Source organism: Paenalicyclobacillus ferrooxydans (assembly GCF_001399675.1).
Classification (GTDB): domain Bacteria; phylum Bacillota; class Bacilli; order Alicyclobacillales; family Alicyclobacillaceae; genus Alicyclobacillus_B; species Alicyclobacillus_B ferrooxydans.
On record NZ_LJCO01000079.1, the window covers coordinates 94,911 to 106,681 of the forward strand.

Sequence of the window (11,771 nt, forward strand, 5' to 3'; positions counted from 1 at the left end):
ACAGCATATCGGTCCCGGGAATCGTTGCTACGTACCGGGACCGATGTCTGTTGATTCGTCACTCACTTTGGGTGGCAACACCGAGAATGCCGCCGAATGCCCCAATGAGGGCCATAATGAGGACTCGGAACAAGCCTGAAGCGTCAAACGAGAAGGAACTGTACACTAAGAGGCTCAACGCGACCATGATGAGAGCGTAAATCAAGCCAATGAGTCCACCGTAGTACCAACCGCGTTCCGAAGCCGCGCGACTTCCCGCAATCGCCCCAATCAGTACTGAAATGCAGTGCACAACATAGGCACCAATCACCAGCCCGCTGTTGCTGAGATTGCCAAAGTGCGCCCACAGGGTCATTACAATTGCCCCGATGACAGCCCAGAAGAGGGCATAGGTCAACCCAAATAACACAGGTACTCTTCTTACGACAGACATCGCACCCCGAACTGCACCGCTCATTTCCATCACCTCCAACCGTCTGCGAACGCAGATATGCGAGATATCAGCGTTTGGCCTCTTTCAAAAGTGAGTTTCAGTAAGCTCTGCACGGAAACTCTCTTTACCCTATCTCTATTCAGGTTGTCCTTCATTCATGTGGTGCACTGTGTTAGAATTGTAAGCAAATTTCCTCGGCGGTCAGAAATGATAGAGTGGGTGAGCATGTTGCAGCGTGACACGTCAAAATGGTCGTCGTCGCTCGAGTGGGCGATTGGTATACTTGGTGTATTCGTAGCTGTCTGGTATCTTCCCGGGCTCACCCGACTCTCCATCTGGACAGTCCTATTTCTGCTGGTTCTCGCGATTGTGCTGGAAGCAATACCAGTGCCGATCGGAAAAACGGAAGCTACTCTGATCTTTGTCATTCCCCTCGGGCTCGTCGCAGCGTATTCTTCATCTGCTGCCATTTGCGTATTAGCGGCCGCCGAGCTCCTGACACCGTTTTTGGTGCAGAAACGAAGAAAATGGTCGACGTGGCTGTTTAACGCAGGGCAGTACGCGCTGAGTGCCTATGTGATGGCACTTGTGTTTCACCTTGTCGCTGGACAGTCGAGGGTTGCTGCCGATTCGTTGAACTGGCGAGTTGTCGTGGCCGTTATCGTAAGTGGTCTGACACTTATGATTGTCAATCACCTGTTTATTACAACTATTCTTCGTGTTCGGCGTAACTTTGTACGTTCTGACCTCGTCGCCTTAGTCACTAACGATGGGCTGAGCCTGCTGGCCTCGTTCCCGTTTGTTTTGTTCTTCATTGTGGCGGCCGGGCCGTTGCCGGTATTGGCCCCCGTCTTGATGACTCCACTTGCGTTCATCGGCCAACTGTTTCGTTTGTACAGGCGGATGACGGTTCTCAGAGATATTCATACAGCCGTGCTTAAACTGACCAGCGAGTTTGATATTGACACAATCTGCGAACAAGCTGCTTCTACCGCAGCCAGAGTGACCTATGCAGATGCCGTGAGCGTGTATACCCTGTCCGAAGAAAAGGATGTCTTAATGCCAAGCATTATTTATCCGACCACCGCGATACACGATTTTAACCTCGAAGGGATCCCAAAGTCCGCTGGCGGCGTAATCTGGTCGATTGTCGAATCTGGTACCTGGGGGTACGTACCGCACACGAAGCATGACGTGAGGGTCAAGGACGACGGTGCAAACGGTCGAGAGTATTTGAGTCTCGCTGTCTTTCCCATGCAGACGAGAGGGGAGACCCAAGGGGCCATCGTACTGTATTCGTTGCGCCCATACGCGTTCGGTGAGTATCAAGAGTACCTGCAGGTGTTGTCTGGGCAAGTGGCGGTATTGATTGAGAATGCGAAGCTCTATCAGCAACTGCAGGAGCAGTCCTGGCATGACGGAGCGACAGGTCTTTACAATTACAGATTCCTCTACGAGGAACTCGAACGTTGGATTCGTGATGCAGAGAAAACACAAAAACATCTTTCCTTGGCGGTGCTCGATCTCGATTACTTTAAAAAATTTAATGATACGTATGGACACCTTGCTGGCGATGCAGTCCTGCGCTCAGTTGGTGTCCTCCTCAGCGGAATGGCTGGAAGCGACTCCATTGTTGCTCGTTATGGCGGTGAGGAATTTGCAGTCCTCATGCCGGTCGGTCCAGAACTAGCAAATGAGCGTGTAGAGGCCATGCGAGTTGCCATTGCCCGACACGTTGTCGACTTTCAAGGTTACCAGTTGCAGGGTATTAGCGTCAGTGCGGGGATTGCCAGTTACCCGGATCATGCAATGGATGACCGTGACCTGCTCTTGAAAGCGGACTCCGCGATGTACTGGGGAGCAAAAGAACGAGGCAGGAACCGTGTGGCGTGTTACAGTCCGGAGTTCGACGCTCAGTTGTTTGTCGATCAACTGACGGGACTCTATACATACCATTTTGTCAATATTCGTTTACGTGAAGAAATGGAAAAGGGAATTCAGTCCTGGGGCGCTTTGTGCATAGACGTCGAGAACTTTTCATTCATCAATTCTGCTTTTGGTTTTGGTGTGGGTGATGAGATCCTTCGCCGAGTCAGCTTGATTCTGACAGAGTGCCTCCGTACAAACGAATTGGCGTGTCGCTTTGGCGGGGACGAGTTTCTTGTCTTATTGCCAGGTGTATCAGCCCACGAGTTGGCAGCGATTGCGCTGCGTCTGAAACGGGCCGTCCAGAGCTTTCGCTTTGAGTTCGCGAACAATGTTGTCATTTCAGTCCGCATACGACAGAAACTTGACGTTGTTGAAGACGTCGGGGAGTCGGGTGCTGTATTTGAGCTTGTGGGCCAAATGTTTGCAACGCTGAACGATCATGTAGTTTCTGAGTTACCGTCTGTATAGAAGTTCCTCCGACAGAGCAAAGGTCAGTCAGTGGCCTTCAACGCACCAAACACTGCAAACCGTTTGTGCAGCTTTTCGTCCTCATAGAGTTTATCCGATGATGATTTACCGTTAAAGCCCCCTGTTTGCGGCCATAATAACTCGCGAACAGGGGGCTGGTTTTTTTGAACATCCCATGGTGGGAATTTTTGGTGCGCATCGCGGTTTTGTACGTCACTGTAATGATCGCGTTGCGACTGATGGGAAAACGCGAGATTGGGCAACTCTCGGTGTTTGACTTTGTTGTGTCCATGATGATTGCCGAGTTGTCCACCCTTCCGATGGAGGATACGAAAATTCCACTGTACGTATCCATTCTTTCTGTCGGTATCCTCGTGTTGTTGCAAATCGCTGTAGCTCTTTTGCAATTGAAATACCATCGGTTTCGACACCTGGTCGAAGGGGAGCCGGTCGTGTTAGTGGAGCACGGCAAAATTCGTGATGCAGAAATGAAGCGAATGCGTTACTCAGTCAGTGACTTATTGTTGCAGTTGCGAGAAAAAGGCGTAGCCACGGTGGCTGACGTTGAGTTCGCCATCCTAGAGAACTCAGGAAAACTGAGTGTGTTGCCAAAAGCAGACAAACGTCCATTAACTGCAGCAGACTTAATGCAGCCCGTGCAGCAGGAGACGATTCCCCTGCCGCTTGTCATTGATGGGACACCAGTTGAGAAGAGCTTAAACAATATCGGCCGCGATACGGACTGGCTCACACAGCAGCTGAAACAACGTGGCTATCCTGACCTCGACCAGGTGTTTTTTGCGTCTATCGATAGTTTGGGATACATGTACATCGATCCGAAAGATGATCCGTCCAATACGAAAAACGGGCATTCGCGCTGAATGTCGCATCCGACGTGTAGAACACCCTGCAGAGGTCACTGCTTAATGCGCAAACGGCATCCACGAGACCAGGCGAGCAAGCCGGTTCCCGATTTTTGGCAGGCGTTTCGCTCGTGCCACCGTCAGTACTCCGAATGCGCAAAGGAGTACAAAATAGACCATTGCTGCGGCAAAAATTGCCGCGGCGAGCGGGCCAGCGGTGACGGTACCCGGGTTGCGGACAAGAATTGTCAGTACAGCTAATGTGACCAGTGTGGCAACTGCACTTTTCCACGTGTCCATCCAGTTGACCGGGAAGCCAATCATTCGTTGAATGGACCAGATGTCCAACCCTGTTGTTACGGCAATCGAGATGGTTACGGCAAGCGCTACGCCCAAGATACCAAAGCGAGGCTGTGAGGCGAGCAGATAGACCAGCACGAGCCGCAAAACGCCTCCGACGGTATGATTGATGGTGACTGTTCCTGCCCGATTCAGTCCCTGCAAGATACCCGTGAGTGGGCCCTGGAGGTAGAGCAGAAACCCGGATGGAGCCATCACGGTTAAAATCGGTCCCACACTCGATTCACCAAAAATAATTCGACACAGAGGCTCTGCAAACAGGGTGAGCACCACAGAAGCGGGAAACCCCACGAGGGCTGTTGCCAGGAAAGATTGATTCAGTCTCGATCCGACCCGACTTCGGTGGTTATCTGCAATCGCCTCTGATACTGCTGGGACCAGGTTCACTGCAAGGGAGGACGTGAATACCGTCGGAAACACCAAGAGTGGAATGGCCATGCCACCATATTGTCCGTACAGAGCAGTGGCTGCATCCGTGGTGATACCCGCCGCAAGCAAAGAGCGCGTTACCAAGACAGGCTCGACTGCAAATAAGAGAGAACCAATTAGACGGCTCAGTGTGACGGGCCCTGCAATATCTACAATGGCGTGCAGTGTCTGCCGAGCGGTTTCAAGGCTGCGTGTCGGGGCGTCTGCCAGAATCACTGACAGCCTTCCACGGTACCGTTGGGACACAATCATAAAGAGGAGCCCAGCAAGTTCCCCGAGTACCATGCCCATCATGGCAGCCGCTGCTGCATAGGACAGACTGTAGTGAATGAAGTAGGCGGCGAGGATCCAAACGCTGATGATGCGAACGGTTTGCTCCAAAATGGATGCCCACGCCGGAGGCGACATGTCCTGCAGTCCCTGGAAGTACCCCCGATAGATACTTGAGACCGCAATGACGGCGACAATCGGGATCATGCATAGATAGGTTGGGTACGCCCTTGGATCGGTCAGCCAATAGTGAAAGATGATACGCCGCCCAAACCACATGAGCGCTGTGAAGAGGGCAGCCATGGTGAGAATCACAGCAGCGCTGACCTTAAGAATGCGCTCAACGCGAACGCGATCGCGTTGGACCACTGCTTCAGCAACCAGTTTTGAGATGGCCGTTGGAAGTCCGGCGGTCACAAAGGTTAAAACCAAACTCAGAACGGAGAACACCATTTGGAACAGGCCCATGCCGGCCGCGCCAATCATGCGGGTTAGAACAATACGGTACGCGAATCCCATAACTCGGGTAACAAGACTGGCCGCAATCAAAACCATTGCGCCGTGAAAAAAGGATCTTTGTGACATCTTCAGTCCCTCCGGAGCTTGTCTTTACAACGTATGCACACCTTAGGTGGGTTAGTCCTAACAGGCATCGACATGAAGCGCGCCAAATGGTAAGCTGACCATCGTAGGCAACCGTCGGTACGAATTGGGGGAGAAAGGTGTGGACACGGAGCTAACGGGATTGCAACCAGAAGTGGGTAAGGCAGCAGTTTGGGAGGATTACACGGATGAAATTCGACGACTCTGCGAAATGAAGGCTGATGATTTCCACTTGCTCGGCTACGAAGAAGTCGAGCCTGCGGAAATATGGGAATGTGTAAACAGTTCACTAAAAGGCCAAGTTCGCTTACACGACGTGGTTGCGGGCGTGCTAGGGCTTCAGGTTGGTAAGTTTATGAATTGGATGACCATGCAAGCGTATCGCGGTACGCTCACTGGAGACGATTCTCCCTTTAAGCTTTGAGGAATTGCCGGGGCGAGGCTCATTTGCGATTCTGTCATGTATTGGAGAAGCGTCACGTGGACTGAAGCGGAATGGTTTGACGCTTGTTTTTCGCGTTGATTATACTAATGCCTAGTGAATTGGGTAGACTCAATGGTTGGGAGACTGGAAGTTTGAAGAAGACGAAACGGAATTGGGGCAGGTTTTTCGCCTTCCTACTCTTTGTTGTCGTAATCCTCGGCCTGACAGGCGGGACGTCAGTCCGATTGTGGAAGACCATTCCTCTTGGACTCGACCTCAAGGGTGGGATGGACCTGTTGTACCAAATTGAGGCCACACCGAGCCAACCACTCACCAAGACTGGAATCGATGCGGCCCTGCAGGCGGTTGAACTGCGCGTCAATTCACTAGGGGTTTCTTCGCCTCAAATTGAATTAGAAGGCAAGGATTTTATCCGTGTGGATTTGGCAGGGAACTTCAACCAGCAACAGTACACACAGGTTATCGGTACTACAGCGGACTTGAAATTCTATGGACAAGCCACCCAAAACAAGAATGGGACATGGACGCCAGATCCAAAGACGCTGCTGGCATCAGGCAAAGATTTGAAGAGTAACTCCAAATGGGCGCAAGACCCGCAGACCGGAAACAATGTTGTCACACTGGATTTTAAAGATCCGGCTTTGTGGCAGAGTATTACGACAAAGTATTTACAGAAGCCGGTCTACATTTTCCTGAATGGCAGCCTTTTGTCGGCGCCGAAGATTGATTCCGTGATGTCAAACGGACAGTCTGAAATTTACGGGCCAGGACTGACGACTCCACAGGAATGTATTACGCTGGCACACGAACTGAACGCAGGTGCGTTGCCGTATCCTCTGAAGCTCGTGAGTTCCATGAACGTTGGTCCATCGCTTGGGATGTCGTCACTGAAAGCTACGATGATCGCAGGTCTGGCGGCAATCATCGTCATCTTCCTGTTCATGCTCAGCCTGTACCGCTTAGCCGGGTTGATTGCAGATGTTGCACTGGTTGCCTATCTCTACCTGGTCCTGGTGACGTTTTCAGGGCTCCACGTTGTCCTCACTTTATCGGGCTTGGCCGCGCTGATTCTCGGTGTTGGCATGGCCGTTGATGCCAACATCATTACGTATGAACGCATCAAGGATGAGGTGAGAAACGGGAAGAGTTTGCAATCGAGTGTCGTTGCAGGGAACAAGAGAGCTCTTCGAACCATCATTGACTCGAACGCAACGACATTTATCGCGGGAGCCGTAATGTACTGGTTCGGCCAGGGTGATATTCGCGGATTTGCGATTTCACTCATGCTCAGTATTGTCATCAGCTTGATTACGGCAGTGTTGCTCAGTCGTGTCATGTTGCTGCTCTTCACGAAGTCGAATGTCGTCGGCCGCCCCTGGTGGTTTGGAATTGGCAAAGGGGTGGTGCAAAAGTGAACCAGTGGTTTGATATCATTAAGTATCGCAGATGGTTTTTCGCGCTGTCTGGTACCATCACAGTGCTTGGTATACTTGCCTTTGCCTTCTTTGGATTCAACTTGGGTACAGACTTTAAGGCAGGCAGTCGAGTCCAGATGGACCTCGGCCAGCCGGTCACCACGAGCCAGGTTCGGGACATGTTTGCACAAAATGGTTTTCCTATCGGTCCGAATGCGATTACACTCGCGAGCGCTACCGCAGGGTCTCCGAATAACACTGCCGTTGTTCGTTTTGGCGAGAGGTTGACTCCTGCACAAGTCGCCAAGATCGACGCACTGGAGAAGCAGTACTTCCCGAAGTCTCAGGGCAATCAGACGCAGATGGTCGACCCAATCGTTGCGACCCAGACGTCTCATAAGGCCGTGTATGCTGTTTTGTTGGCTTCTCTGTTTATCGTCGTGTATGTGGCGATCCGATTTGAGTACCGATTTGCTATTGCCGCCATCATTGCACTGCTTCACGATGCGTTCATCGTCATGTCCGTGTTCGCATTGTTGCGGCGCGAAGTCGACTTGACTTTTGTGGCTGCGATTTTAACCATCGTTGGTTACTCCATCAACGATACGATAGTTATCTTTGACCGCATCAGAGAAAATCAGAAGTTAGCCAAGCCGCGTTCCTTTGAAGAACTCGAGCGTATGGTCAATAAGAGTTTGTGGCAAACGATGACACGGTCTATCAACACCGTTGTTACTGTTTTAATCGCTGCGCTCCTTTTGTACCTGTTTGGCGGTCAGTCAATTCGGACGTTCACCTTTGCCTTGATTATCGGTCTGATTAGCGGTGCGTACAGTTCCATCTTTATTGCAAGCCCCATTTGGGTTGTATGGAAGTCACGGGAGTTCAAAAAGAAGCCGAAGAAGCCTGTGGCTGAGACCGTTTGATGAGTGGATGAACGAACAACAACGAAGCGCGCTCCTTCGGGGGCGCCTTTCTGATCGAGGGAGGTTCGCTTGTGGCCGATTTTGACTTACGCAGCACGGACGAGAGAAGCGGCAGGGTTGCGGCCTGGGTGAGTCTGGTCGCAAATATCATTTTAATGGTCGGGAAAGGGGCCATTGGGATATTGGGCGGCAGCCGAGCTCTCGTTGCCGATGCCATACACTCTGCCGCTGACCTGGTCGGCTCTGTTGCAGTCATGATTGGCCTGCGTGTGGCACAACGCCCCCCGGATGCAGACCATCCATATGGACACGGAAAAGCCGAACTCATTTCTTCTGCGGCAGTATCGGTTCTGTTGATTGGTGCCGCAGTGCAAGTCGGTGTAAGTGGTATCAAGGCGCTGTTTGGGCCGGCTGAGGAACCAGATGTACTGGCAGCATTTGCCGCCGGCGCCGCCATTGTCGCGAAGGAAGTTCTTTACCGGTATAATGCACGACTTGGAAAAAAACTGCACAGTCGCAGCCTGATGGCTGCAGCCATGGACCATAGATCGGACGTTATATCCTCCGCTGCGGCACTCATCGGGATCGTCGTATCGATTACGGGTAAACGGCTTGGCGTTGGTTGGATGCTGTATGGAGATGCAGCTTCAAGTGCGCTCGTTGCTGTCCTCATCTTAAAGCTCGGTATCGAAATTGCAGCGGACGCCACACAACTCCTAATGGATCGGACAGAACCCCATGAGCTCCAGCCGTATGTTGAATTCATCACCCGAGTTGAAGGTGTGGAGCGGATTGATGAGTTGCGGGCTCGGGACCACGGCCAATATGTGATTGTGGACGTTAAAATCAGTGTTGATGCAGATATCAGCGTGGCAGAAGGGCACGAAATTGCAACGGATGTGAAAAATCGGATGATCAGAGAGTTTCCCCGCGTCAGCGATGTCTTGGTGCATGTCAATCCGTATTATCGTCAACAGGCCCGTCGTGGCAACGAAGAGTGAATTGGAGGTTGATGGGTCGTGGTTGTTCCGCTCTGGAGTTCGGCTGGGATAGATATCGATACAGTGAAAAGGGTAGCCGATACATACAAGATGCCGGTGCGCGTTGCAAGAGTGCTTTGCTCCCGTGTTGGAGAAGACGAAATACCTCACTGGCTCAGGCCTGAAACGATCCCCTTTCGCAGTCCCTATTTATTCTCCGAAATGACGCCTGCTGTAACCCGTGTGCATAAAGCCATCGCGGCGTCGCAACGTATTGCTGTGATAGGCGATTATGATGTAGATGGTGTGACTGCGACAACGATTCTGGCGACAACGCTTGAAGCGCTTGGTGCAGACTATCGTTGTTATATTCCTCACCGCGTTGATGATGGATATGGGCTGTCAGAGGACCTCATCGATCGGGCGATTGCAGGTGGATGTCAACTGGTTGTCACCGTTGACAATGGCATTCGTGCGGTAGAAGCCGTTCGTTATGCAAGGCAGCAGGGAATCGACGTGATTGTGACGGATCATCACGAACCAGGGGATGACTGGCCTGACGAAGCGATCGCTGTGTTACATCATGCGTTGTCTGACGACCGCGAACTGTCTGTTCTGTCAGGCGCTGGTGTGGCATGGAAGTTCGCTGAAGCACTGCTTGAGGAGACCAATCACAGCGATCTGCAACGATGGCATCTTGGACTCGCTGCACTTGGGGCATTTGCGGATGTTATGCCAATGCGAGCGGAGAATCGACGTCTGGTCCGGGAAGGGCTCGAAGTTCTGCGGAGTGCCAGTAAACCCGGCTGGCTGGCTTTGTGCCAAGTCGCAGGAGTGAACCCCTCATCGCTGACAGAAACGTCCATTTTGTGGTCCATTACACCGCGTATCAATGCCGCAGGCAGGATGGACAGTGCTGAACTTGCCCTCGCGTTGTTGCTGGCGACTACCGAATCGGAAGCGATGCGTTTGGCAGGCGAGGTAGAGCTAAAAAACGAAGAGCGGCGCAGAGAAACGACCCGTGCGACAGCAGCTGCACAGGCCGCGATTGAAGCAACCTATGCGGACACTGGGGTACCGCCCGTGGTTGTTGTAGCTGGAGAATGGCCGCTTGGCGTAGTTGGTATTGTCGCAGCCAAACTGTCAGACACCTACGGCCGCCCGGCGATTGTGTTTGCAGACGATGGGAACCATCTATTGCGTGGCTCTGGCAGGTCACCGGAGGGAATCCCCTTGCATGAGGCGGTGAGTCGGTGCTCATATCTGCTTGAACATTTCGGGGGCCACAGCACGGCACTCGGGTGCGGCGTCTCGCGGGAAAACCTCGATTCCTTTCGAACGGCCTTGATAGAAACGATGCAAACTGGAGAACACACAAATGGAGCGGCATCTGACATCGTTACATCTGAACATGGTCAATTAGTTGATGGAGAAGACAGTAGTCATGACTTGCAGTTCAACCTGAGCGGACCTGCCGAGGACTTAAAGACGATTGCCGACGACTACTTACCGCTCCACGAGGCGACCTTAGAAACCGCGAACTGGTTAGTTCAGTTGGGGCCTTACGGACCTGGCTATGTGCCGTATCGATTCTATGTCGGCCCTGTTGAACTGGTCGATGTGACGCCAATGGGCCAAGGTAGACATCTGCGTCTGACCATTAGGGAAGGACGAAACAGTGCCAAACTCATTTGGTTCAGTCCACCAAAATGGGCATTTCACTTGTCTTCCGGTACAACACTTGCTGCCATCGTGAATCTTGAGGTGAACACTTGGCAGGGCCGGCAGCAAGCGCAACTGCGGGCGGAGACGGTTGTGGTGTTGTCGAAACCGGTACTCAGAGAAGACTTCGCCATGGTGTACCGGTTATTACAAGCGCGCCGCAAGGTTGTCGAAGCGGATGTCCGTGAGTCCCTTCCGACGAGTGACCAGATGCCGATTCAGACAATTTTCGACACGTTTGTTGACTTGGGATTTGCGTACTTGCATGAGAGCGAATATCATGTTGTTGAACAAGCACAGGCGCGAGACCTGAGAGAGTCCATTGCCTATCAAAGTCATCTGCGGCAGGTTGCAGTTCGACCAGAGACAATGGGTCAGTGAGCGTACAGGGTAAAATGAGGAGCGAAAGCATGGACTTTAAGACATTGATTCGTGAAATTCCGGATTTTCCACAGCCAGGAATTTTGTTTCGAGATATTACACCATTGCTTGCGGACGGCGAGGCGTATCAAAAAGCCATCAATAAATTAGCTGTGTTTGCAAAGGAAAAGGGAGCAGAGTTGATTGTCGGGCCAGAGGCGCGCGGGTATGTCGTGGGCGCACCGTTAGCGTACGCCTTGACGGCAGGGTTTGTACCCGTTCGTAAAAAAGGCAAGTTGCCCGGTCAGACACTTGCTGTGCAATACGGGCTTGAGTACGGGAACGATGTTCTGGAGATTCACGTTGATGCAATCCAGCCGGGTCAACGTGTCGTTGTCGCAGATGACCTCCTTGCAACAGGCGGTACTATGAGTGCTACGATTGACTTAGTGAAAAAGCTTGGCGGCAATGTTGTGGGCGGAGCATTTTTGATTGAATTGATGGAACTTGGCGGACGGAATAAACTCGGCGATTTAGATGTGTTTACACTGGTTCAATATTAAGCACG

10 protein-coding genes are annotated in these 11,771 nt (G+C 52.0%); 8 read left to right on the forward strand and 2 right to left on the reverse strand.

Translation table 11 applies throughout. The annotated features are described in order from the left end of the window. Positions 1 to 58 precede the first annotated feature (58 nt). Positions 59 to 457 carry a TIGR04086 family membrane protein gene (locus tag AN477_RS18385; protein ID WP_054970633.1) on the reverse strand — a complete coding sequence of 133 codons (399 nt, stop codon included), beginning with the start codon at positions 455 to 457 and terminating at the stop codon, positions 59 to 61. Positions 458 to 640: 183 nt separating this feature from the next. Between AN477_RS18385 and AN477_RS18390 the strand changes: the two genes are divergently transcribed. After that, positions 641 to 2,830: a sensor domain-containing diguanylate cyclase gene (locus tag AN477_RS18390; protein ID WP_169787923.1), complete on the forward strand. Its 2,190-nt coding sequence runs from the start codon at positions 641 to 643 to the stop codon at positions 2,828 to 2,830. Between the two features lie 164 nt (positions 2,831 to 2,994). Beyond that, complete coding sequence (locus AN477_RS18395; RefSeq protein ID WP_245631889.1) at positions 2,995 to 3,711, forward strand: DUF421 domain-containing protein; 717 nt, start codon at positions 2,995 to 2,997, stop codon at positions 3,709 to 3,711. A 42-nt stretch (positions 3,712 to 3,753) separates the two neighbouring features. Here AN477_RS18395 and spoVB read toward each other — a convergent pair whose 3' ends face one another. Continuing rightward, a complete protein-coding gene (spoVB, locus tag AN477_RS18400; RefSeq protein WP_054970635.1) occupies positions 3,754 to 5,337 on the reverse strand; it encodes a stage V sporulation protein B in 1,584 nt (527 codons plus the stop codon). Between the two features lie 139 nt (positions 5,338 to 5,476). On the opposite strand from spoVB, the gene AN477_RS18405 reads away from it, so the two are divergent. From AN477_RS18405 to AN477_RS18430, 6 genes are all read left to right on the forward strand, one after another. Then, positions 5,477 to 5,779 (forward strand): post-transcriptional regulator, encoded by a 303-nt coding sequence (locus AN477_RS18405; RefSeq protein ID WP_054970636.1) that lies wholly within the window; start codon positions 5,477 to 5,479, stop codon positions 5,777 to 5,779. 152 nt (positions 5,780 to 5,931) lie between these two features. Next, a complete protein-coding gene (secD, locus tag AN477_RS18410) occupies positions 5,932 to 7,215 on the forward strand; it encodes a protein translocase subunit SecD (protein ID WP_054970637.1) in 1,284 nt (427 codons plus the stop codon). Next, positions 7,212 to 8,141 (forward strand): protein translocase subunit SecF, encoded by a 930-nt coding sequence (gene secF, locus AN477_RS18415; RefSeq protein ID WP_054970638.1) that lies wholly within the window; start codon positions 7,212 to 7,214, stop codon positions 8,139 to 8,141. The genes secD and secF overlap by 4 nt, the downstream gene beginning before the upstream one ends. 71 nt (positions 8,142 to 8,212) lie before the next feature. After that, the gene (locus AN477_RS18420) at positions 8,213 to 9,142 is read left to right on the forward strand and encodes a cation diffusion facilitator family transporter (RefSeq protein WP_054970639.1); all 930 of its coding nucleotides are present in this window, start codon (positions 8,213 to 8,215) and stop codon (positions 9,140 to 9,142) included. 18 nt (positions 9,143 to 9,160) lie between these two features. Then, positions 9,161 to 11,224: a single-stranded-DNA-specific exonuclease RecJ gene (recJ, locus tag AN477_RS18425; RefSeq protein ID WP_054970640.1), complete on the forward strand. Its 2,064-nt coding sequence runs from the start codon at positions 9,161 to 9,163 to the stop codon at positions 11,222 to 11,224. A 29-nt stretch (positions 11,225 to 11,253) separates the two neighbouring features. After that, a complete protein-coding gene (locus tag AN477_RS18430; RefSeq protein WP_054970641.1) occupies positions 11,254 to 11,766 on the forward strand; it encodes an adenine phosphoribosyltransferase in 513 nt (170 codons plus the stop codon). The last annotated feature ends 5 nt before the right edge of the window (positions 11,767 to 11,771 follow it).

Bases quoted from the DNA above. Each gene is read 5' to 3' on its own strand.
- AN477_RS18430 (WP_054970641.1), top strand. From the start codon at position 11,254: ATGGACTTTAAGACATTGATTCGTGAAATTCCGGATTTTCCACAGCCA.
- AN477_RS18390 (WP_169787923.1), top strand. From the start codon at position 641: ATGATAGAGTGGGTGAGCATGTTGCAGCGTGACACGTCAAAATGGTCG.
- AN477_RS18385 (WP_054970633.1), bottom strand. From the start codon at position 457: ATGAGCGGTGCAGTTCGGGGTGCGATGTCTGTCGTAAGAAGAGTACCT.
- spoVB (WP_054970635.1), bottom strand. From the start codon at position 5,337: ATGTCACAAAGATCCTTTTTTCACGGCGCAATGGTTTTGATTGCGGCC.